This is a genomic window from Bradyrhizobium sp. 23AC (assembly GCF_054863025.1).
On sequence record NZ_JAVAYN010000020.1, the window covers coordinates 152497 to 173341 of the forward strand.

The following is a 20845-nucleotide window of genomic DNA, read 5'->3' on the forward strand; positions in this document are numbered from 1 at the left end:
CTACGAATGAGCGCTTCTCAGCGCCTACACGTAATTGTTGAGTGCGGCCTCGGCGGTTGTATTAACGGCGAAATAACGATCGATCTCGCAAGCCGGATATGTTTCCGCCCGTGAACCGTTGTCCATGAACGAACGACCAAGCCGTTGCGACACGGCCACGCGGACAACGGGCGCCATGGCTGAAAACTCTTCGATTCGGGCGCGCCTCAGCACCAAAGGACGACGGCATGCTTTCTCGCTGCGATCTCATCAAGGGCGCCGCGGTCGCGCTTTTCACCCTCTCGATACAAGGCGCATGGGCGCAGGAGACCAAGATGAACCTGTTCAAGATCGTCACCATCAAGGACGAGATCGTCGTCGGGTTGTCGGCGGAGGAGCTTCAGGCGCTCGGCGGCAATGATGCGAGCGCGGTTGCGCACGCGCTGGCGCAGAAGGGCGATCTCACCGTCTGGCAATACAACGTGCATCGCGGCCCGAATGGCGAATTGCAGCAGGCGCCGACCGCCAGGATCGGGCTTTTGGCCAACGCCTCGCTCCGCGTCGAGCCCTATACGACGCCCTACCAGATCGTCCCGCATCCGTGAGCGGCTGACTGGCACGCCCGCGGCCTAAACCGCAGGCGTGCCGTTGTCATCTGCGCCGCCCTGCCTGCCGTGCCCCCGTTTCCGTCGCAAAGCCGTAGATCAGCGTCAGCCGGTCGAGGCACTCGCGAAAGCGTCGCGCAAAATAGTCGTTCCAGCGCTGCGTACGGACGGCACGACGCTGCCCGATCTGATCCATGGTCAGGCCTAGCACCAACACGTCGTGCACCAGCGCAGCGCCGTCGGTCCCGAGTTCGCGCTCGACCTGGTTCAGCCGCAGCACCGCCTGGCGCTGGCTCTCGGTGACCGGCTCGCGCATGCGCGCGCCATCGACATATTCGCGGGTCGGGTCCATCGCCTGAGGGCCCCGCTCCGCTCTCTCCCAATCGTTCTGGAAGGCGCGCCCGCCGAGATATTGCGCCTCGTCGATCTGGTGGTGTGCATGCAGCCGTCCCAGCGGATCGCCACGGATCGACCGGATCGCCACGATCTTCTCACCAGCATCGAGCGCCAGCGGATTGTCGACCTCGACCTCCGCCACTTCGGCATTGAATGGCACGTCGCGGGACCGCCGGTCGTAGATCTGCGCCAATTTGTAGGACTTGTTGCGTCGGACACGAGCCACTTGGATCTCCTTGCGAAATCGACGATGAAACGGGTGAGAGTTCAGGCTGCGAAGACCAGCTTCAGCACGACGGGACCGGGGACACGGGCGGACGCAGCCCCACAGCGACGCGTCAGGCCCGCATGCGGCGCGCAATAGCTGGAGCCCGGCTGGCGCTGATGGCCGCAGAAGGCGATCTCCTCCCCGTCCTTGTCGCCGCCATAGGGATAGCGGCAGTCAGCCGGCTCGAGGTCGACCAGCTGGATCAGGCGCGGCTGAACGCCGACGCAGCGCAGCTTCAACCGCACCGCAGGCTTCATTGCGGACTTCGGCGGTACGTTCAGGTTCGGTAGCACCGCGCGGCGCGGCGAAACCGGAGCCTCACCCGGCAAATATGGCGCGACCGATGGGCTCACGATCCATTCCGGTATGACGAGCCCGAGCCGCTTCGCGCGGCCGATCACTGCATTGCGCGTGTAAGCCGTTCCAAACCTTGCGTTAATCTGCCTTCCGATTTCCGCATAAGACATGCCTTTGAGAAAATAGTCGCGAAGCGCGTCGGAGTGCTCCGACGGCCAATGGCCCGGTTCCATGCTGCTGTCCTGTGATGCGCCTCCTCCGATCGCACGACCGGGGGCGAAACAGACATTCCGGTATTCCGAAGCTCAAGTCAAGCAATAATTCTGATATTCATAATTGCAATAATTCCGAATTTCGGATTACAAGAGCGAGACGTTGGGTAATCGAGGGAATCACCATGTTGGACGTTGCAATGATCGAGCGGGGCCTGGAAAAGACGGGCAAGAGCAAGGGCGGCCTGGCGGCGGCCATGGGCGTGCGGCCCGGCGCGGTCTCGGAGATCCTCGGCGGCGAACGCCTGGTGAAGGCCTCGGAAATCATTCCGATCATGGAATATCTCGAGCTCAATCTCGCGCCGATCATGGGCCGCGTCGGTGCCGGCGCCGTGATCGAGCCGGATTACGAGCAGGTCCCCCCGGAGGGTCTCGGCGACATCGCGCTGCCCTTCCCGATCATGGAAGAGACTGTCGCCTTCGAGATCGTGGGTGATTCGATGCTGCCCAAATACGAGAGCGGCGACGTGATCGTGGTCTACAAGGATCAGCGCCATCCGCTGTCGAGCTTCTACGGCGAAGAGGCCGTGGTCCGGCTCAAGACCGGCGAACGCTATTTGAAGACGATCGAGCGGGGGAAAAGCCCGTCCGTCGTCAATCTCACCAGCTTCAACGCCAAGCCGATCGTCGGCGTGAAGCTCGATTGGGTGGGTGAGATCTGCCTGTCCATGCCCAAGGGCCAGCTCGAGCGGCTGCGCGCCAAGTCGGCGCGCCCCCGCAAGAAGGGCAAGTAAGGCCTCGGCACAGGCGACGATTTCGCTTTTTCGAAATCGCTCTTGACTTGTTTCTGTTTTTCGGAAATAATCTGCCGCGCGCCCGCAATGGGGGCGCGGCAGAGTCGTTTTGATGCAATATTTCGTCGTGATGATCGACTATGGACGGCGGGGCCGCGAGGCGGTGGTCGACCCCGAAATCACAAGGCGTGAGGTCATCTCCCGCATCGCCTCGGGCGAATACCGGAATGTCTCGTTCATCCACGAGATCGCCGGGAGTTCGGTCGAGGACGTCACCGAGGCGATCCTGACCGAGGCCGCCCTGCCCCGGATCCCGCCCGAGGATATCGACCTCCAGGCCCTCCGGCTCGATCACGCCCGCGATCTGCGCAAGCACGAACGGACGTGACGCAGGCTCGGATATCACACCAGAAGGACGGTCGATCCCGTGGTCTTGCGTGCGGCGAGATCGGCATGCGCCTTGGCGGCGTCCTTCAACGGATAGGTCTGATGCACCTCGATTTTGACCGCGCCGGACTTGACGACGTCGAACAGCTCGTTCGCCATCGCGACCAGATTTTCGCGCCTGGCGGCGTAGGTGAACAATGTCGGCCGCGTGACGTAGAGCGATCCCTTCTGGGCCAGCAGGCCGAGATTGAGCGGCTCGACCGCGCCGGAGGATTGGCCGAACAGCGCGGCGACGCCGAGCGGCGCGAGGCAGTCCAGCGATTTCAGGAACGTGTCCTTGCCGACGGAGTCATAAACCACGGGAACCTTCTTGCCGCCCGTGATCTCGTCGACCCGCTTCACGAAATCCTCGCGGGTGTAGATGATGACGTGGTCGCAGCCATGCGCCTTGGCGAGCTTGGCCTTCTCGTCGTTGCTGACGGTGCCGATCACGGTCGCGCCGAGGTGCTTGGCCCACTGGCTCAGGATCAGACCGACGCCGCCCGCCGCGGCATGCAGCAGGATGGTATCGCCCGCCTTCACCCGATAGGTCTGCCGGATCAGATATTGCGTGGTGAGACCCTTCAGCATCATCGCCGCCGCGGTCCTGTCGTCGACCCCCTCAGGCAGCTTCAGCAAGCGGTCCGCGGGGATCAGCCGCGCCTCGGAATAGGCGCCGAGCGGCGAGGCGCCATAAGCGACACGATCGCCCGGCTTCAGATCGGTGACACCGGGCCCGACCTCCTCGACCACGCCTGCTGCCTCGCTGCCGAGCCCGCTCGGCAGTTGCGCCGGATACAGGCCGGAGCGGTTGTAGATGTCGACGAAATTGAGGCCGACGGCGGTGTGGCGGATGCGCGCTTCGCCCGGTCCGGGCTTGCCGACGCTGACCTCCTCCCAGACCAGGACTTCCGGACCGCCGGTCTTGTGAAAACGAATGGCATGCGTCATGGGCGTTACTCCCTTATCGTTGGTTGAGGGTCCGAAAAACCGGATCGGCCGCAGAAATAGGCATTCGGTCCGCCCGTTACAGTACAGACACGTAACAAGAATGTCACAGCGCGCGACAAACGTCCGCCGTTCCATCTCCGTTCGATAGAGTTGATGACGCGTCTGGAGCGCCCGGCAGTAGCTTCTGCGCGGGGTTTGGTTGTCGCCTGCGAAGGAGAGTCGAGATGCCAGCTTATGTACAGCATCATCAGGACATCGAGATCGCGCCTGTGAATTGCCCGACGTGCATGGGGTTCCTGCCGATGTATGTGCGCGAGGTCGAACCGCATTGGAGCCTCGCCAAGATCGACTTTGTCTATGAATGCGCCGATTGCGGCGCCGAGGTCAGACAGACGATCCGCAAGCCGGAGCTGCTGCGGCACTGATCGTGCGAACGGCGAGCCGCGCAAGTTTCCGCGCCGACACATATTTGCGTCGAGCGGAAAAAGCGCCGTCCGTGCGGGTCTGATGCCTCCCAAACGAGGCTTGTTCTTTGCCGGGAACGCAGGCAGAACAAGCCTCAAGCAAGACCTTTGGGAGCGCCCTTTCGTGGCTGATCAGAAGGCCTCGACTTCGATCGAGGCAGTGGAGAGCGGCCTCGCCGCGCAGGGCTATATCGCGAGCCGGCAGATCGCGACCGCCGTCTATTTGTCGCAGCAGATCGAGAAGCCGATCCTCGTCGAGGGCCCCGCGGGCGTCGGCAAGACCGAGCTTGCCAAGGCGATCGCGGCCTGGCGCGGCATGAAGATGATCCGCCTGCAATGCTACGAGGGTCTCGACGAGGCCAAGGCGCTCTACGAGTGGAAATACGCCAAGCAGCTTCTCTACACGCAGATCCTCAAGGACAAGCTCGGCGAGGTCCTTGGCGGCGCGCAGACGCTGCACGCCGCGCTCGACCAGCTGCACGATTTCGGCGACGTGTTCTTCTCCAAGGAATTCGTCGAGCCCCGCCCGCTGCTCCAGGCGCTGGAACAGCCCGGCGGCTGCGTGCTTCTGATCGACGAGATCGACAAGTCGGACGCCGAATTCGAATCCCTGCTGCTGGAGATCCTGTCCGATTTCCAGGTCACGATCCCCGAGCTCGGCACCGTCTCGGCCATCACGCCGCCGACGGTGATCCTCACCTCCAACAGCGAGCGCGACCTCGGCGACGCCCTGAAGCGGCGCTGCCTGCATCTGCATATCGGCTTCCCCGAGCAGCGGCTCGAGGAGCGCATCGTCGAAAGCCGGGTGCCCGGCATCTCGCAGGCACTGCGCCGGCAGATGGTCGGCTTCATTCACGAGATCCGATCGCTGGATCTGAAGAAGCTGCCCTCGGTCAGCGAGACCATCGACTGGGCGCGCGTGCTGGTGCTGCTCCAGGCCACGGAGCTCGACACCGAGATCGTCAAGGACACGCTCAACGTGCTTCTGAAATACGAAGCCGACATCGAGGCAGCAGCGCCGCAGGTGACGACCTTCATTGCCAAGGCGGCACGGTCCAACGTCTTCGGTTGACGCCGATGCGCGAGAACCTCCATCGTTTCTTTCGGGCAGCACGCGGCGTCGGCGTTCACGTCTCGCCTGCCGAGAGCATCGATGCGATGCGCGCCGTGTCGCAGGTCGGCTTTTCCGATCGAACCATCCTGCGCGACGCGCTGCTCCTGACGCTTGCCAAATCGCAGGACGAGAAGCTCGCGCTCGGCGACTGCTTTGATCTGTTCTTCAGCCAGCCGGAGCCACGACAGGATCAGACCGAAGCCAACGGCGAGGAGAGCGCCTCGCAGGATCCGGATCAGTCGCCCTCCTCCGGCTCGGCCAGCGAAGCGGGCGAGGGACAGCCTCCCGAGGGCTTGGGCCCGCTCGCGCAGATGCTGCTGTCGCAGGACCGCAACACGATCGCAGCGGCGATTGCCAGCGCTTCCGGCGCGGCCTCCCTGTCGGATATCCGCTATTCCACCCAGCGCGGGATCTTTTCCAGCCGCATCCTCGACGCCATGGGGCTCCAGCGACTGCGCGACGATCTCGACGCCTTGACTGCGAGCAACCCGGCACTGGCCGAACGTCTGCGCGCCGCGCTCGACGCCTTGCGCGAAGCCGTGCGCGACACCGTCTCGCAGGGGCTTGCGCTCTACGCCCGCGAGGAGGCCGAAAATCTCCGCAACGAGATCCTGCGCAACGCGCCGCTCGCCCGCATCGAGCGGCGCCAGGTCGCGGAGATGCGCGCCCTCATCCGCCAGATCGCGCGCCGCCTGCGCGAGCGCTATTCGAAGCCGCGCAAGCGCCAGCGCCGCGGTCATCTCGACGTCCGCCGCACACTCCGCCGCAATGCGGCCTGGGGCGGCGTGCCCTTCCTCACCGCATGGAAGCGCAAGCATCGCGACCGGCCGAAGATCGTGGCGCTCTGCGACGTCTCCGGCTCGGTAGCACAAGTCTCCGATTTCTTCCTGCTGCTGATCCACTCGCTGCACGAGGTGGTCGACGACGTCCGCTCCTTTGCCTTCTCCTCGCACATGATCGAGGTCAGCGATATCCTGGAAAAGAAATCGCCGGAAGAGGCGATGGCCGAGATCATGTCCAAGGTCGGCTTCGGCTCGTCCGATTACGGTTCTTCGCTGGTCGATTTCGAGAAGGACTTCATGAGCACGCTGACGCCGCAGACCACGGTGATCGTGCTCGGCGATGCCCGCAGCAACAACCTCGACCCGCGTGCCGACATCCTGCGCCGCATCTCCGAGCGCTCGAAGCGGCTGGTCTGGCTCAATCCCGAAGGGCGGCTCGCCTGGGGCTTTGGCGATTCCGAGATGCCGCGCTACGCGACCTTCTGTACGGTCGTGCGCCAATGCGCCACCGCGCAGCAGCTCGAGCGCGCGGTGTCAGATATCGTGGCGACTTATCAGTAGGTCTTGCTCGCGGCCAGCGTCAGTTCCGCGCAAGCTCCGCCTGGCCGATATTGCACTCCCGGAAGTGATAGGCAATTTCGTCGAGCGCGCGCTGCTCCCATTCCTCGGCTTGCGCGAGCCAGAAAACCCGGCGATCGAAATCGAGCGCGGCACGCTCCCGGCACAGGGATTCCTGACTGCGAATTTCGACCAGCCTGTTCATGCACTCCACTCCTGCAGCGTGAAGTCATTCCCCGGGAATCACCGTAACAGAGTCCTCAACCTTTCGCTTCACGATTTCTGTGCATATTGCGACGCAGAATGGGACAGCAGCGCTTCCCGTGCATCGCGACAACTTGCAGTGCAGCATCAAACCGAATTCATCAATATGTGATCGAAGCTCGGGACGATATTTGCCAACGAGCGATCTTTACTCTTGTGGCGCAATGAAGTGCGGCAATTCGTGAAGAGAGGTTCTAAACAGCGCACCGAATTCCCGACTCATTGTCGTCGCATGGTCTTCATGCAGCGTCGCTAACAGAGGCGCGCGAATGGTACTATCGCTTGAGGCAACATGAGCAACGACGTCGACTTCGATCTTTCGCCGGACCAGTGGGAAGCCCTGCGCACACTTCGCAACCCGGTGTCGAGCGGTCGCCTCTCGAAGACCTATCTTATCGAAAGTCTCGTCAAGTTCGGCCTCGTTGTCGTCAATGACGGCGTACCCGTGATGACGCCCATCGGACGCAAGGCGCTCGTGCGCGGATCGTGCCGGCTGCTGGATCTTGCGGCGTGACGATGCCTTTCGTTTCGGCGTAGGCCATAACGACTGACGGCGGGTCCCGCGGGCTTCCTCCCCACGCGACTGTTCGGCGAGATAGCGTCGCGCCCTCGACACAGAGCGATGTCCTGCGCCGCTTTCTCCCCCGCGACAATCTGGCACGGTTGTTGCTCCTTTTTGACGTCCAAGTCGCGTCAAACCAGGGGAATCCACCATGTCGACCATCACAGCGGCGCCCGCCGCCGAGCCGAAGCCGCTCTACACCTCGCTGTTCGTCCAGGTCCTGGCCGCGCTGGTGCTTGGCGTCATCCTGGGCATGGCCGTCCCGGATTTCGCGATCGGGCTCAAGATCCTCAGTGACGCTTTCCTGAAGCTGATCTCGATGATCGTGGCGCCGATCGTGTTCTGCGTCGTCGTGCACGGCATTGCCGGCGCCGGCGACCTCAAGAAGGTAGGCCGGGTCGGCGTCAAGGCGCTGGTCTATTTCGAGATCATGACGACCGTCGCACTCGTCGTCGGCCTGCTCCTTGCTTACCTCTTCGGCCCCGGCCACGGCATGAACATCGATCCCTCGACGCTGGATGCCAAAGCGCTCAACACCTACGCCGACAACGCCCACAAGCTGTCCGGCGGCGGCATCGGCGCCTTTCTGATGAACGTGATCCCGACCACCTCCTTCGATGCGCTATCGCGCAACGACGTGCTCCAGGTGTTGTTCTTCGCGGTCCTGTTCGGCGTCGGGCTCGCGCTCGTCGGCGGCGAAAAGGGCAAGCTCGTCACCAGCATGATCGATGCGGCCTCCACCGTGCTGTTCCGCGTCATGGGCCTGATCGTCCGCGTTGCCCCGCTCGGCGTGCTCGGCGCGGTCGCCTACACCGTCGGCAAATACGGTGTCGGCTCGCTGAAGCAGCTCGTGTCGCTGGTGATGTTGTTCTACGTCTCGGTCGGCATCTTCGTGCTGGGCGTGCTCGGCGGCGTGATGGCGCTCGCCGGACTCAACATCCTCAAATTCCTCGCCTACCTGCGCGAAGAGTTGACCATCGTGCTCGCGACCGCCTCCTCCGATGCCGTGCTGCCGCAGATCATGAAGAAGCTGGAGCGGATGGGCGTGAAGGATTCCGTGGTCGGTCTCGTGATCCCGACCGGCTATTCCTTCAACCTCGACGCCTTCTCGATCTATCTGACGCTCGCCGTCGTCTTCATCGCCCAGGCGACCAACACGCCGCTGTCCTTCGGTGACCTCCTGCTGGTTCTCGGCGTCTCCCTGATCACCTCGAAGGGCGCGCATGGCGTGCCGGGTTCGGCGATCGTGATCCTGGCAGCGACGCTCAATGCGGTACCGAGCATTCCCGCGATCGGCCTCGTGCTGGTGCTGTCGGTCGACTGGTTCATCGGCATGGCCCGCGCGCTTGGCAACCTCGTCGGCAATTGCGTCGCGACCGTCGTGGTCGCGGCCTGGGAAGGCGATCTCGACCGCGCCAAGGCGGCCAAGGTGCTGGAGGGCGGCGAGCTGGTGGACGTGACGGCGGGATAGCGCCCCCGCTGGATCAGTCGTTCCATTGGAGGAGCGGCGTTCCATACGCCCTCCTCCAGACCGACAGGAAGCGCGGAAACCAGGAATGGGCCACGGCGCCCTTGTAGGCCCAGGTGCGATACTTCAGCCCCTGTTCCGAGATCAGCTCCTGATATCCGCCGTGCACTTCGGTTGCGGTGCGAATGTCTTTCAATATCCCTTGCGCGCAGGCCCGGTAGCGATCGCCGCCGGAGACCTCGTCGTAATCGAGCATCCGGTCCGCGAACTCGACGTTGAACGTCGGCCAGGATGAGCGCCCCTGATAGGCTGGAGCCGCAATCTTGTGGATCATCTTGTTCCGCGGATTATCCGCTGACACCAGGAAGTGGAACGTAGAGGGTATGCGGAAGCGCGGCTCCGCAATGATCAGATCCGCCGTGGCCGCGAACAGCACCCGCTCGCTCGCATCGGTCATGTCCCAAAAGCCGCGATGCACGCTGACGAAATCCAGCGCGACCGAGGACGCCGGCGGGCCCTTCGGACCATCCAGGGAATGCCTGATGTAGCCGTCTTTGCCGAACAGACGGAGCAGGTCCTTCTTGTACTGCGCGAGGCCGCGTCCGAGCAGCCGCTTCAGCTCGTTCTCGTCGACGATGCCGAGCTGCACGCTCCACAGGAAGGTTGTATAGATGCAGGCATTGGTGACAAAGCGCCTGCGTTCCGCACGGGTATCCGTTGCAGCGGAGCGAGGGCCACGGGCATCACACAGCAAATACCTGGTGCCTTCATCGTCGAACGGCTCGAGCTCGCTTGCGAGCTGCAGGATCGCACGCTTCAGGTCACCGCCATATTCAGCCAGCAGCAGCCGGCCGGCATGCGCGCATTGCGCCATCGCCAGATAGGACGACGCCCTCTGATCGGCCGAGATCATCTGCTGCAGTCCGGCCAGAATGCCAAGCAGCGTATCCGACGGGCGCGAGAAATAGTTCACGCCGAGGTACCGGCCGCGCCCCGCCGGGACGATGGTGGTTGTGACGACATCGGCGCGAACCGCATCGAGCAACAGACGGATGCTCTTGTCAAGCAGCCGGGCCCGCCGCACCGCGTCCTGCGCATCCATAATGGTCTCGGGGTCGAGGACATCAGGATAGAACCAGGCGAAGTCACGGGGATAATAGGCGGATGCGTGCGGCGCGCCCGTGACGAGGAAGGCCTCGGTCACCGAAAAGGCGCTGTCCATCGAGTGCCGGTAAAGGTCCTCGATGGCCGACAACGAATGGTGCGACTTTCTCAGGAATCGATCACCGAGAAAATTGACCGCCTGGAGGGCGTTGGCGAAAAAGGTCGCAGCCACGCCTTGGTAAAATCGGTTTCCGCGATCTGAGGACAACGAGATATCGCTATTCATATGTGGCTAGGATCACTCCGATGGGGCGGCCACCATCCGAAGCATGGCTGATTCGTATTTCCTCCAGATGACGCGCCGGCTTCCCGGGGGGCTTCTTCAGCCTGCCCGGCCTACCCTTCCCGCGGCCTGAAATTCTCGATCACCCGCAGCAGCACCCGCACACCGGCGTCGGCATCGGCGAGCTCCACATGCTCGTCCGGGTGGTGGCTGATGCCGCCGCGGCAGCGGACGAAGACCATGCCGACATCGGCGATGTCGATCATGGCCATGCCGTCATGCCCTGCTCCGCTCGGCAGCTCGAACACGGAGAACCCCTCCGCTCCGATCGCCTGCGCGATCTGCTCCTTGAGCCATGGCGCGCAAGGCGCGGTGCGGTTCTCGTGGGTGACGTCGAGCTGGAGGGCCAAGTGCCGGCGCTTGGCGATCGCCTCGATCTGGCGGACGATATCCGCAACCGCGCGCTTGCGGTGCATATCGGTCGGCGCGCGCATGTCGATGGTGAAGGACACCTCGCCCGGAATGACATTGGTCGCGCCGGGCCTCGCCTGGATGTAGCCGACGGTGCCGACCAGGCCGCCCGCATCGGTGCGGCAAAACTGCTCGATCGCGCCAATGCACTCGGCGGCGCCCGTGAGCGCATCACGCCGAAGCGCCATCGGCACAGTACCGGCGTGCCCGGCCATGCCGGTCAGCCGCGCGGCAAGCCGCGTGGCACCGGCAATCGCGGTGACGACACCGACAGGCAGGTCCTGCGCTTCCAGCACCGGCCCCTGCTCGATGTGCAATTCGAGATAGGCAAGCAGCTCGCGCCGCGTCCGCGCGGCCGCTCCGATATGATCGGGGTCGAGGCCGAACTGCACGATCGCATCGCGCATCGACACACCGTCGCGGTCGCGCACATTCAAGACACTCTCGTCAAAAGTGCCGGCCACCGCACGGCTGCCAAGCAAGGTCGAAGCGAAGCGCACGCCCTCCTCGTCGGCAAAGCCGACGATCTCGATCGCGAACGGCAGGCGCTTACCACGGCGATTGAGATCGGCAACGCAGGCAATGGCCGTGATCACGCCCAACGGCCCGTCCCATTTGCCGGCATCGCGCACGGTGTCATAGTGCGAGCCGAGCATCAGGCAGGGCGCGCCCGGCCGCTCGCCTTCGTAGCGGCCGCAGACATTGCCGATCGCATCAAGACGCGCGCTCATGCCGGCGTCGCGCATCCAGCTCAGGAGGAGGTCCGCCGCCTCGCGCAACTCCTTGGTGAGATAGATGCGGGTGAGGTTGTCGCCGCCTTCCGAGATCGCAGCCAGATCGTTGATCCGACGCACGATCTCTTCGCCGAGCGATGCATTTTGAACGGCGTTGACGGCACCCATCTCGACGAGCCTTCTCTTCTCTGGACCGCGGCAGCGGCTGTCTGGCGACAATCGGTACACGTTCGGCGGCAAATCACGCACCGCGTCCGTCCCAATCAGCGCGTGGTTAGCATGAATGCGCGTACGCGGCAGGCTACGTCGCCCGGTCGTGCACAGGCGCACCAACCGTTTCACCCAATATCAAGACCCGAACGGCCCGCATAATCAATATTTTCAATCGGTTATCCGGAAGATACCGTCAATAGCCCAGGGTCGACTGGTGGAGATGTTCCACGGCGAATTCGTGTATGAAGGACGGGCCAGCGAAGCCGGTCTCGCCGCGATCGGTCGGCGCATGGCGGGGCACTGACCGCGGAGGATCGATGGCCGGCACATCGAAGCGTGACGAGCAGTTTCTGCGTTTGTCCTTCGCGGTCGCCCGCCGCTCCCTCACCCATGGCAACCACCCGTTCGGCTGCATCGTCGTCGATGCGGACGGCAAGCTGCTGATCGAGACCGAGAACGGCTACATGCCGGATCATGACGGCACCGCGCATGCCGAACGTCTCGCGGCCACCCAGGCCTGCCGCACACTCGGCCGCAAGGTGCTGGCGACAGCGACGCTCTATTCCTCGGCAGAGCCCTGCGCGATGTGCGCCGGCGCGATCTACTGGGCCGGCATCGGTCGCGTCGTCTACGGCCTCAGCGAGCATCGCCTGCGCGGCGTCACCGGCAACCATCCGGAGAACCCGACCCTCGACCTGCCTTGCCGCGAGGTCTTTGCCAGCGGCCAGCGGCCAACCGAGGTCGTTGGTCCGCTGCTCGAGGACGAAGCCGCAGCGCTGCACGATGGTGTCTGGACGAAGTAGGCGCAAACTCCGATCCCTAGGGTGGGTTAGCTGGCGGCTGCGCGAAGCGCAGGCCGCCGGCGTAACCCACCACCCTTCCGCGCTAGCCGCCCGAAGTTGGTGGATTACGCCTGCGGCTAATCCACCCTACATTTTCCACAGATCCCAACCGGTCAGAACTTCACGGTAATGCCGGAGTAGAGCGAGGATTCCGTGCACGACCCCGTGCTCACCGTCCGGCCACCGACCGCCGTGGTACAGCCAACGGCAAGGTTGTGATCGAGACCGAACTTGTTCTGCCAGTAGCGGTAAGCCACCCAGACGTCCACGAAGTGGGAATACTTGTCACCCCAGGCGGCCTTCGAGGCATCGAAGGTCAGGCGGATCGGCTCCGAATTCAACTCGACCGCCGTGTTGTAGACGCCGTTCGCGGGGCTGTAGGGAAGCGGCTGGGTGTCGGTGCCCTTCTTGCCGTACCAGCCGGCGCGACCGCTGATCGAGAAATACTGCATGTTCGGCGGCAGGAAACCGAGATCCATGTAGTAATTGACTTCGACGGCCCAGGTCGGCTTGAACGAGGTGTTGCCGTCTGCAAGACAAGTCACGCCGGGAACGCCCGCACCGAACAGTCCGCACTGGCTGAATGAGTTGTGATTAGCGAACTCCCAATACACCAGCGGCGCGACGTTGATGTAACCCTTGTAGGGCAGATCGAACGCAAACTGCAGACCGCCGACGACGTCGCGCTTGGCGGCGCCGAAATACCGGTTTTCCGTGTTGGCATCCATCCCGACCTCGAACGAGATGTTGTGAAGCGGACCCGCGGTGAAGGCCTTGGTGTCGAAGAGCTCATTCCAGCCGAACGTCGAGCGGAACAGTCCGTAGATCTCCGTTGCACCGGCGCACGTTGCCGGCGCGCCGAAGATCGTGCCCGCGTTGGTGCAGGGCGCAGACGGGTCATTGTGATCGGACTTGAACATCGAGATGGTGAAGAAGTTCGTGCCGTATGCCCAGAGATCGAAATGCGTGAACGAGTAGACCTGCTTGGTGGTCTTGCTGTCGATCGACCCATCCGGCCGGAACGACCATGCACCGGGCTGCGAGGCGTTGAAGATGTAGGAGAACGTGACGCGGTTATCGATCACCAGGAAGAACGGGAGATCCGCCGCCTTCTTGGCAGCCTTGACCGGCAGATCCGCCGCGAAAACCAGGCCACCGGTGGCCAGCGTGGCAAGTGACAGCGCCGTTGCTGCAATTGCCCTGAAACGAAACGACATCCTGAATACCCCCAAGTTTGGACACGTCAATGAACGCCCTTGGGTGCGAGACTTGCGCCGATCTCCCGGACGGAGAAGCCTCAACTTTTTTCAAGGTATGCCGCTTGTTTTGGCAACGGGCGGCGTTTCTTCGTGGGATTTAGGAGGTTTTCTTGCAGCGGGCATGCGGCCCGCAAGACCGACTATTGCCAGACATTCCCGTTTGATTTCGCTCTTCTTTCATGTCGAGCGGATGTTGGGGGGACGGACGGACAGGAGCCAACGTTGCATCGATCCGCAATGCACAAGCGCGATGGCGCAACTTTGCTCACTGCGACGTCAAGGCTGCATAGCGGGTTCCGATTTGCCTTGAACCGTCACAAATCTGCAACAGGCGCCCGCGGAAGCCGCGCCCACGGGTGTGTGCGGGCTTTGGAGCAGGAGGCTTCATCCCGTCGGGCACAGGCGCGCGGACACAAGGCCCTGCCGAAGCGTTGAGCAAGGGATGACGCATTTTCCCACCTTACGCCGCGGTTCAAACTGGCCCACTATTGGGCATTTCACCATGCAAGCGCATCAGCGAATGTTGGATTCGACACCTGACGGCCTGAATTCCGGCGAGCCTCCGCTGCTGCGGACGATCGGACTCACCAAACGCTATGGCGATTTCCTCGCGAACGATTCCATCGACATCGATATCCGGCCGAGCGAAATCCACGCGCTGCTCGGCGAGAACGGCGCAGGCAAGTCGACGCTGGTCAAGGCGATCTACGGGCTGATCCAGCCCAGCGCCGGCGAGATTCGCTGGCAGGGCCGACGAATCGTACTGTCCGGTCCCTCGGAAGCACGCAGCCTCGGCATCGGCATGGTGTTCCAGCACTTCTCGCTGTTCGACAATCTCACCGTCGCCGAGAACGTCGCGCTCGGCCTCGACGGACGAGAATCCTTCAAGGACATATCGGCGCGACTGGAGCAGGTATCCAAGACCTACGGCCTTCCGCTCGATCCCAAACGCGAGGTCTGGCAATTGTCGGTCGGCGAGCGCCAGCGCATCGAGATCGTCCGCGCCTTGATGCAGGATCCGAAATTCCTGATCCTGGACGAGCCCACCGCCGTCTTGACGCCGCAGGAAGCCGATCAGCTGTTCATCGTGCTGGAGCGGCTCAAGGCCGAAGGCCGCGCCATCCTCTACATCAGCCACAAGCTCGAGGAGGTGAAGCGGCTCTGCGACACCGCCACGATCCTGCGCGGCGGCAGGAAGGTCGAGACCTGCAATCCCCGGCGCGAGACCGCCGCTTCACTCGCGCGCATGATGGTCGGCGGCGAGATCAAGGAAGTGAAGGCGGCATCCGGCCGGAAGACCACCGTGCCGCGGCTCGTCGTCAACGATCTTTCGCTCGCACCGGGCGAGCCGCATGGCGTCCGGCTCGAGCACATCTCATTCGAGCTGAAGGGCGGCGAAATTCTCGGCATCGCCGGTGTCGCCGGCAATGGCCAGGACGAGTTGTTCGCCGCGCTGTCCGGCGAGCGGTTGTCGAAGGACCCGGGCACCGTGGTGATCGAAGGCATTGCCGCCGGCCATCTCTCCATCACGCAGCGACGCAGGCTGGGAGCAGCTTTCGTTCCCGAAGAGCGGCTCGGCCATGGCACCGCGCCGCGCATGAAGCTCTCGGAGAACGCGCTGCTCACCGGACACGCGGCGAGCGGCATGGTCCATCGCGGCTTCATCAATACCGCGGCCACGCTGAAGACCGTCGACCGCGCAACCGAGACGTTCGACATCCGCAAGGCCAAGCGCGATCCGGAAGCCGCATCCCTCTCCGGCGGAAATTTGCAGAAGTTCATCGTGGGACGCGAGATCCTGCGCAACCCCGCTGTGCTGGTGGTGAGCCAGCCGACCTGGGGCGTCGATGCCGGCGCCGCCGCCGTCATTCGCCAGGCGCTGCTTGATCTCGCAACCGCTGGCGCCGCCGTGCTGGTGACCAGCCAGGATCTGGACGAGCTCGCCGAGATCGCCGACCGCATCGCCGTGATGTTTCACGGCAAGCTGTCGGCACCGCTCGCTACCCGCGAGGCAACGCGTGAAAAGCTCGGCCTTCTCATGGGCGGCAGCAGCCTGGAGCTTGAGGAGGCCGCGCATGCAATTGGTGCTTGAGAAGCGCGCCGAACGCTCGAGCACGATCGCGCTGGTCTCGCCGCTGATCGCGATCGGCCTCACGGTCGTGACCATGATCATCCTGTTCGCGATCCTCGGCAAGAATCCGCTGCTCGCCTTACATGCCTACTTCATCGCGCCACTGACGGACGGCTATTCGCTGCAGGAGATCGCGGTGAAGGCAACGCCGCTGGTGATGATCGCGATTGGCCTGTCACTCTGCTATCTCGCCAATGCCTGGAACATCGGCGCAGAGGGCCAATTCCTGGTCGGCGCGGTTGCGGGAAGCTGGATCGCGGTGAAGACGCAAGGCACCGACGCCGGCGCCTGGGTGCTGCCGGCCATGCTCGTCCTCGCTGCCGCTGCGGGCGCGCTCTATGCGCTGATCCCGGCGATCTGCAAGGTGAAGTTCGGCGCCAGCGAGATCCTGACCAGCCTGATGCTGGTCTATGTCGCCGACCTCTTTCTCGACTATCTCGTGCGCGGCCCCTGGCGCGACCCGAACGGCTTCAACTTCCCGACCACGGCCGAGTTCGATCCGGTGGCGACCGTCCCGCTGCTGATCGAAGGCGGCCGGCTGCATCTCGGCTCGATCATTTCGCTTCTTGTCGTCGCGGCGGCCGCAATCCTGCTCGGGCGAACCATCAAGGGATTCGAGATCCGCGTTGTCGGCGCAGCTCCCCGCGCCGCACGGTTCGGCGGCTTCAACGCCAACCAGCTGATCATCCTGACCTTCGCGGTGTCAGGCGCGCTCGCAGGGCTTGCCGGCATCATCGAGGTGGCCGGTCCAATCGGACATCTCCAGCCGGGCATCTCCCCGGGCTACGGTTTTACTGCGATCATCGTCGCCTTCCTCGGCCGGCTGAATCCGCTTGGAATATTAATTGCAGGCCTCTTCCTTGCGCTGACCTTTATCGGCGGCGAGCAGGCGCAGATCGCGATGAAGATTCCATTGGATGTCACCAAGGTCTTTCAGGGCATTCTGCTGTTCTACGTGCTCGCCTGCGATTCCCTGATCCTCTACCGCTTCAAGCTGAGCTTCCCGAACCGTCAGGTGGCCCGTGGAACTCATTGAAGCCATCATCCTGGCCGTGCTCGCCGCGTCAACGCCGCTGCTGATCGCCGCGACCGGAGAGCTCGTGACCGAGCGCTCTGGCGTGCTCAATCTCGGCGTCGAGGGGATGATGATCGTTGGCGCGGCCTGCGGCTTTGCCGGCGCCTGGCTCACCGGATCGGTCTTCATCGGCGCGCTGTTCGGCATCATCGCGGGAACGATGATGTCGCTGATCTTCGCACTGATGGCGCTCGGGCTCGCCGTCAACCAGGTGGCGACGGGTCTCGCGCTGACCATCCTCGGCGTCGGGCTGTCCGGACTGATCGGCGCCGGCTTCGTCGGCGAGCGCATCACGCCTGCAGTGCATCTCGCCATTCCGGGCCTTACCGACATCCCGCTGGTCGGGCGCGTGCTGTTCGGCGAGGATGGCTTCGTCTACTTCTCCATTGCACTCATCGTCGGCGTCTGGTGGTTCCTGTACCGCACGCGGGCGGGATTGATCCTGCGCGCCTGCGGCGACAACCACGCCTCTGCGCACGCGCTCGGCTATCCCGTGCTGCGCATCCGCACCTTCGCCGTGATGTTCGGCGGTGCCTGCGCAGGCCTTGCCGGCGCTTATCTGCCGCTCGCCTATACGCCGTTCTTCATTCCCGGCATGACCGCGGGCCGCGGCTGGATCGCACTGGCGCTGGTGGTGTTCTCGTCCTGGCGGCCGGGCCGGCTCGTGATCGGTGCCTATCTCTTCGGCGCCGTGACGATCCTGCAGTTGCACGCGCAGGGCTGGGGCGTCGGCATTCCCTCGCAATTCATGTCGGCGCTGCCTTATCTCGCGACTGTCATCGTGCTGGTCCTGCTCTCCCGCGCGCGCAGCGGCGGCTCGACCGCACCGGCCGCGCTCGGCACCGTGTTCGTGCCGGATCGCTGAGTTTCATTTCCGCAACGGGCGCGATGGGGCGCGCAAATTGCGGATCGTGGCTTTCCCCTGATGTTTGGAGATCGATGATGAGGAAATCACTTCTTGCGCTGGCCGCCGGACTCTTGCTCGCCGGCAGCGTCAGTGCAGCCTCCGCCGCCGACAAGCTGAAGGTCGGCTTCATCTATCTGGGTCCGATCGGAGATTTGGGCTGGACCTATCAGCACGATCTCGCACGGCAGGCGCTGGTGAAGGAACTGGGCGACCAGATCGAGACCACCTATCTGGAGAACGTGCCAGAAGGCCCCGACGCCGAGCGCTCCATCGAGCAACTCGTCCGCGCCGGCAACAAGCTGATCTTCACGACCTCGTTCGGTTATATGGATCCGACGCTGAAGGTCGCGAAAAAATATCCGAACGTGCATTTCGAGCACGCCACCGGCTACAAGCGTAACCCGAACATGTCGACCTACTCGGCCAGATGGTATCAGGGCCGCTACATCCAGGGGCTGATCGCGGCCAAGATGTCGAAGTCCGGCGTGCTCGGCTATATCGGCTCGTTCCCGATTCCGGAGGTCGTCTCCGGCATCAACGCGACGATGCTGGCGGCACAGACCATCAATCCGAACATCAAGGTCAAGATCATCTGGGCCAACACCTGGTTCGACCCGGGCAAGGAGGCCGACGCCGCCAAGGCGCTGATCGACCAGGGCGCCGACGTCATCATGCAGCACACGGACTCGCCAGCGGCGATGCAGATCGCCAGCGAACGCGGCAAGCTCGCCTTCGGCCAGGACTCCGAGATGATCAAGTTCGGGCCCAAGACCCAGCTGACCTCGATCCTCGACACCTGGGGCCCCTATTACATCGAGCGCGTCAAGGCCGAGCTTGCCGGCACCTGGAAGTCCCAGGACAGCTGGGGCGGCCTCGACAGTCACATGTTCGCGATGGCGCCCTATACCAACATGCCTGACGACGTGAAAAAATTGGCTGAGGATGCCCAAGCCGCGATCACCGCAGGCAAGCTGCATCCGTTCAAGTGCCCGATCGTTGGGCAGGACGGCAAGCCGGTCGAGTGCAAAGGCGGCGATCACCTCGACGACGGCCAGATCCTCGGCATGAATTTCTACGTCAAGGGCATCGACGACAAGCTGCCGGGCAAGTAGCACGCTTCTTGCTTAGTCTAGATCACCTGCTCCTCCCGGAGGAGGTTCGGAGGGGGTGGCCAGAAGCACCCGGCACTTGTGGTCGCCCCCTCTTTCAATTTCTGCCCTATCCAGCCTGCATGGCCCGCGCCGCCGAACTGTGGCGGCGGATGAGGTCTGCCACGTCGAGGCCCGGGATCGCACCGTCGATCACGGCCCATTTTCCCGCCACCAGCACCCGGTCGGCCCGGTGCGCTCCGCACAGCACCAATGCGGCCAAGGGGTCGCCATGACCGGAGAAGCGCAATTCGTCGAGCCTGAACAGCGCGAGGTCCGCAGCCTTGCCGACCGCGATCTCGCCGAGTTCCGGCCGGCCGACGCAGGCTGCCGATCCCTTGGTCGCCCAGCGCAGCGCATCCTTGTGGCTGACCTTGGTCACCCCGTAACGCGCCCGTTGCAGCAGGAAGGCGGCGCGGACCTCCTGCATCAGGTTCGAGCCGTCGTTCGAGGCTGAGCCGTCGACGCCGATCCCGATCCCGACGCCGGCCTCCTCCATCTCGCAGACAGGACAGCAACCGGACGCGAGCAGCTGGTTGCTGCACGCGCAATGGCTGATGGTCGTCTTCGCCTTGCCGAGCCGCTTCATCTCATCGGCGTTGAAAAATATGCCGTGTGCGAGCCAGGTTCGCGCGTTGAGCCAGCCGCATTGCTCGAGATAGTCGAGCGGACGGCAGCCATGCATCTCCTGGCAGAATCTGTTCTCGTCCTCGGTCTCGGCGAGATGGGTGTGCAGGCGCACGTCGAGCTTACCCGCGAGATCGGCGGTGGCACGCATCAGTGACGTCGTCACCGAGAACGGCGAGCACGGCGCCAGCGCGATCTGCACCATCGCATCCGGGCCGCGCTGGTGGTGCCTCGCCACCACACGCGCGCTGTCGGCGAGGATCGTGTCCTCGTCCTGCACCACGCTGTCAGGCGGCAGGCCACCGTCCCGCTGCGACAGGTTCATCGAGCCGCGCGTCAGCAGCACCCGCACGCCGAGCCGCTTCGCCACGGCGACCTCGATATCGACGGCGTCTTCGAGGCCAGCGGGGAAGACGTAGTGATGATCCGTCGTGGTGGTGCAGCCCGAGAGCAGCAGCTCGGACATCGCCACGGTGACGCCGAGCTCGAGCGCCTCGGGCGTCAGCCTCGCCCAAACCGGATAGAGCGCCTGGAGCCAGGGGAACAGCTCCCGATCCATCGCCGCCGGCAGCGCCCGGGTCAGCGTCTGGTAAAAATGGTGGTGGGTGTTGATCAGGCCCGGCAGCACGACATGTGCGCTCGCATCGAACACCACGACGTCAGCGGTCGCAGGCGTGGCGCCAGCCGGCACGAGCTCGACGATGCGGCCATCCCTGACCACGACCCCGCGCTCGGCGCCGTCGGCGAGGATGGCCAGGGGATCCCTGATCCAGATCGGCTTTGCGTCGCTCATGATCCCGCTTCTCCCTCACATCCGCTGACAGGCCAGCCAGGTAAACGCTGGCCCGATCACCCTCGCACCACGACTTGTTTGTTGCGACTTGGCTCCGGTCTTGCAAGACTCATCGGCG

Annotated in this window: 22 protein-coding genes; 13 read left to right on the forward strand and 9 right to left on the reverse strand. The window is 63.8% G+C overall.

The genetic code is table 11. The features are described from left to right. Positions 1-24 precede the first annotated feature (24 nt). Positions 25-177 carry a hypothetical protein gene (locus RAD10_RS33770; protein WP_461620806.1) on the reverse strand — a complete coding sequence of 51 codons (153 nt, stop codon included), beginning with the start codon at positions 175-177 and terminating at the stop codon, positions 25-27. 50 nt (positions 178-227) lie between these two features. Here RAD10_RS33770 and RAD10_RS33775 point away from each other — a divergent pair, with 50 nt between their 5' ends. Continuing rightward, a complete protein-coding gene (locus tag RAD10_RS33775; RefSeq protein WP_027545886.1) occupies positions 228-584 on the forward strand; it encodes a hypothetical protein in 357 nt (118 codons plus the stop codon). A 46-nt stretch (positions 585-630) separates the two neighbouring features. Here the strand turns inward: RAD10_RS33775 and RAD10_RS33780 are convergent, their stop codons facing one another. Beyond that, positions 631-1206, reverse strand: coding sequence for a hypothetical protein (locus tag RAD10_RS33780; protein WP_461620807.1), 576 nt, complete (start codon positions 1204-1206; stop codon positions 631-633). Positions 1207-1247: 41 nt separating this feature from the next. Next, on the reverse strand, positions 1248-1778 hold the full coding sequence (locus tag RAD10_RS33785) for a GcrA family cell cycle regulator (RefSeq protein ID WP_461620808.1): 531 nt from the start codon (positions 1776-1778) through the stop codon (positions 1248-1250). A 164-nt stretch (positions 1779-1942) separates the two neighbouring features. Between RAD10_RS33785 and RAD10_RS33790 the strand changes: the two genes are divergently transcribed. Further along, the gene (locus RAD10_RS33790; RefSeq protein ID WP_018644790.1) at positions 1943-2551 is read left to right on the forward strand and encodes a S24 family peptidase; all 609 of its coding nucleotides are present in this window, start codon (positions 1943-1945) and stop codon (positions 2549-2551) included. Between the two features lie 112 nt (positions 2552-2663). Then, the gene (locus RAD10_RS33795; protein ID WP_461620809.1) at positions 2664-2939 is read left to right on the forward strand and encodes a hypothetical protein; all 276 of its coding nucleotides are present in this window, start codon (positions 2664-2666) and stop codon (positions 2937-2939) included. 14 nt (positions 2940-2953) lie between these two features. On the opposite strand, the gene RAD10_RS33800 is transcribed toward RAD10_RS33795, so the two are convergent. Next, positions 2954-3928, reverse strand: a complete 975-nt coding sequence (locus RAD10_RS33800; RefSeq protein ID WP_461620810.1) for a quinone oxidoreductase family protein — start codon at positions 3926-3928, stop codon at positions 2954-2956. A gap of 224 nt (positions 3929-4152) precedes the next feature. On the opposite strand from RAD10_RS33800, the gene RAD10_RS33805 reads away from it, so the two are divergent. The 3 genes from RAD10_RS33805 to RAD10_RS33815 all read left to right on the forward strand — a co-directional run bounded on the left by RAD10_RS33805 (position 4153) and on the right by RAD10_RS33815 (position 6849). Further along, the gene (locus RAD10_RS33805) at positions 4153-4353 is read left to right on the forward strand and encodes a hypothetical protein (RefSeq protein WP_018319162.1); all 201 of its coding nucleotides are present in this window, start codon (positions 4153-4155) and stop codon (positions 4351-4353) included. Positions 4354-4516: 163 nt separating this feature from the next. Further along, positions 4517-5464: an AAA family ATPase gene (locus tag RAD10_RS33810; protein WP_271594206.1), complete on the forward strand. Its 948-nt coding sequence runs from the start codon at positions 4517-4519 to the stop codon at positions 5462-5464. Positions 5465-5469: 5 nt separating this feature from the next. Then, complete coding sequence (locus RAD10_RS33815) at positions 5470-6849, forward strand: vWA domain-containing protein (RefSeq protein WP_461620811.1); 1380 nt, start codon at positions 5470-5472, stop codon at positions 6847-6849. Between the two features lie 19 nt (positions 6850-6868). On the opposite strand, the gene RAD10_RS33820 is transcribed toward RAD10_RS33815, so the two are convergent. Beyond that, positions 6869-7051 (reverse strand): hypothetical protein, encoded by a 183-nt coding sequence (locus RAD10_RS33820; protein WP_461620812.1) that lies wholly within the window; start codon positions 7049-7051, stop codon positions 6869-6871. Between the two features lie 351 nt (positions 7052-7402). Between RAD10_RS33820 and RAD10_RS33825 the strand changes: the two genes are divergently transcribed. Then, a complete protein-coding gene (locus RAD10_RS33825; protein ID WP_461620813.1) occupies positions 7403-7624 on the forward strand; it encodes a hypothetical protein in 222 nt (73 codons plus the stop codon). A 199-nt stretch (positions 7625-7823) separates the two neighbouring features. Then, the gene (locus tag RAD10_RS33830) at positions 7824-9143 is read left to right on the forward strand and encodes a dicarboxylate/amino acid:cation symporter (RefSeq protein ID WP_271594208.1); all 1320 of its coding nucleotides are present in this window, start codon (positions 7824-7826) and stop codon (positions 9141-9143) included. Positions 9144-9156: 13 nt separating this feature from the next. On the opposite strand, the gene RAD10_RS33835 is transcribed toward RAD10_RS33830, so the two are convergent. Both RAD10_RS33835 and RAD10_RS33840 read right to left on the reverse strand, forming a co-directional pair. After that, positions 9157-10530 (reverse strand): hypothetical protein, encoded by a 1374-nt coding sequence (locus RAD10_RS33835; protein ID WP_461620814.1) that lies wholly within the window; start codon positions 10528-10530, stop codon positions 9157-9159. Positions 10531-10640: 110 nt separating this feature from the next. Further along, positions 10641-11900 carry an allantoate amidohydrolase gene (locus tag RAD10_RS33840; RefSeq protein ID WP_461620815.1) on the reverse strand — a complete coding sequence of 420 codons (1260 nt, stop codon included), beginning with the start codon at positions 11898-11900 and terminating at the stop codon, positions 10641-10643. Between the two features lie 362 nt (positions 11901-12262). On the opposite strand from RAD10_RS33840, the gene RAD10_RS33845 reads away from it, so the two are divergent. After that, positions 12263-12748 carry a nucleoside deaminase gene (locus RAD10_RS33845; protein WP_461620816.1) on the forward strand — a complete coding sequence of 162 codons (486 nt, stop codon included), beginning with the start codon at positions 12263-12265 and terminating at the stop codon, positions 12746-12748. Between the two features lie 152 nt (positions 12749-12900). Here RAD10_RS33845 and RAD10_RS33850 read toward each other — a convergent pair whose 3' ends face one another. Further along, complete coding sequence (locus RAD10_RS33850) at positions 12901-14004, reverse strand: hypothetical protein (RefSeq protein WP_461620817.1); 1104 nt, start codon at positions 14002-14004, stop codon at positions 12901-12903. A 544-nt stretch (positions 14005-14548) separates the two neighbouring features. On the opposite strand from RAD10_RS33850, the gene RAD10_RS33855 reads away from it, so the two are divergent. The 4 genes from RAD10_RS33855 to RAD10_RS33870 all read left to right on the forward strand — a co-directional run bounded on the left by RAD10_RS33855 (position 14549) and on the right by RAD10_RS33870 (position 19271). Further along, positions 14549-16138 carry an ABC transporter ATP-binding protein gene (locus RAD10_RS33855; RefSeq protein ID WP_461620818.1) on the forward strand — a complete coding sequence of 530 codons (1590 nt, stop codon included), beginning with the start codon at positions 14549-14551 and terminating at the stop codon, positions 16136-16138. Continuing rightward, positions 16122-17213 carry an ABC transporter permease gene (locus RAD10_RS33860; RefSeq protein WP_461620819.1) on the forward strand — a complete coding sequence of 364 codons (1092 nt, stop codon included), beginning with the start codon at positions 16122-16124 and terminating at the stop codon, positions 17211-17213. The genes RAD10_RS33855 and RAD10_RS33860 overlap by 17 nt, the downstream gene beginning before the upstream one ends. Further along, complete coding sequence (locus RAD10_RS33865) at positions 17200-18117, forward strand: ABC transporter permease (RefSeq protein ID WP_461620820.1); 918 nt, start codon at positions 17200-17202, stop codon at positions 18115-18117. The genes RAD10_RS33860 and RAD10_RS33865 overlap by 14 nt, the downstream gene beginning before the upstream one ends. A gap of 77 nt (positions 18118-18194) precedes the next feature. Continuing rightward, a complete protein-coding gene (locus RAD10_RS33870; RefSeq protein ID WP_461620830.1) occupies positions 18195-19271 on the forward strand; it encodes a BMP family ABC transporter substrate-binding protein in 1077 nt (358 codons plus the stop codon). A 106-nt stretch (positions 19272-19377) separates the two neighbouring features. Here RAD10_RS33870 and RAD10_RS33875 read toward each other — a convergent pair whose 3' ends face one another. Continuing rightward, positions 19378-20727: an 8-oxoguanine deaminase gene (locus tag RAD10_RS33875; protein WP_461620821.1), complete on the reverse strand. Its 1350-nt coding sequence runs from the start codon at positions 20725-20727 to the stop codon at positions 19378-19380. Positions 20728-20845 lie beyond the last annotated feature (118 nt).

Excerpts from the sequence above, each read along its gene's own strand:
- RAD10_RS33830 (WP_271594208.1), top strand. The coding sequence starts at position 7,824 with ATGTCGACCATCACAGCGGCGCCCGCCGCCGAGCCGAAGCCGCTCTAC.
- RAD10_RS33855 (WP_461620818.1), top strand. The coding sequence starts at position 14,549 with ATGCAAGCGCATCAGCGAATGTTGGATTCGACACCTGACGGCCTGAAT.
- RAD10_RS33800 (WP_461620810.1), bottom strand. The coding sequence starts at position 3,928 with ATGACGCATGCCATTCGTTTTCACAAGACCGGCGGTCCGGAAGTCCTG.
- RAD10_RS33860 (WP_461620819.1), top strand. The coding sequence starts at position 16,122 with ATGCAATTGGTGCTTGAGAAGCGCGCCGAACGCTCGAGCACGATCGCG.
- RAD10_RS33840 (WP_461620815.1), bottom strand. The coding sequence starts at position 11,900 with ATGGGTGCCGTCAACGCCGTTCAAAATGCATCGCTCGGCGAAGAGATC.
- RAD10_RS33805 (WP_018319162.1), top strand. The coding sequence starts at position 4,153 with ATGCCAGCTTATGTACAGCATCATCAGGACATCGAGATCGCGCCTGTG.
- RAD10_RS33850 (WP_461620817.1), bottom strand. The coding sequence starts at position 14,004 with ATGTCGTTTCGTTTCAGGGCAATTGCAGCAACGGCGCTGTCACTTGCC.
- RAD10_RS33770 (WP_461620806.1), bottom strand. The coding sequence starts at position 177 with ATGGCGCCCGTTGTCCGCGTGGCCGTGTCGCAACGGCTTGGTCGTTCG.
- RAD10_RS33870 (WP_461620830.1), top strand. The coding sequence starts at position 18,195 with ATGAGGAAATCACTTCTTGCGCTGGCCGCCGGACTCTTGCTCGCCGGC.
- RAD10_RS33815 (WP_461620811.1), top strand. The coding sequence starts at position 5,470 with ATGCGCGAGAACCTCCATCGTTTCTTTCGGGCAGCACGCGGCGTCGGC.
- RAD10_RS33820 (WP_461620812.1), bottom strand. The coding sequence starts at position 7,051 with ATGAACAGGCTGGTCGAAATTCGCAGTCAGGAATCCCTGTGCCGGGAG.
- RAD10_RS33835 (WP_461620814.1), bottom strand. The coding sequence starts at position 10,530 with ATGAATAGCGATATCTCGTTGTCCTCAGATCGCGGAAACCGATTTTAC.
- RAD10_RS33795 (WP_461620809.1), top strand. The coding sequence starts at position 2,664 with ATGCAATATTTCGTCGTGATGATCGACTATGGACGGCGGGGCCGCGAG.
- RAD10_RS33775 (WP_027545886.1), top strand. The coding sequence starts at position 228 with ATGCTTTCTCGCTGCGATCTCATCAAGGGCGCCGCGGTCGCGCTTTTC.
- RAD10_RS33790 (WP_018644790.1), top strand. The coding sequence starts at position 1,943 with ATGTTGGACGTTGCAATGATCGAGCGGGGCCTGGAAAAGACGGGCAAG.
- RAD10_RS33845 (WP_461620816.1), top strand. The coding sequence starts at position 12,263 with ATGGCCGGCACATCGAAGCGTGACGAGCAGTTTCTGCGTTTGTCCTTC.
- RAD10_RS33875 (WP_461620821.1), bottom strand. The coding sequence starts at position 20,727 with ATGAGCGACGCAAAGCCGATCTGGATCAGGGATCCCCTGGCCATCCTC.
- RAD10_RS33785 (WP_461620808.1), bottom strand. The coding sequence starts at position 1,778 with ATGGAACCGGGCCATTGGCCGTCGGAGCACTCCGACGCGCTTCGCGAC.
- RAD10_RS33825 (WP_461620813.1), top strand. The coding sequence starts at position 7,403 with ATGAGCAACGACGTCGACTTCGATCTTTCGCCGGACCAGTGGGAAGCC.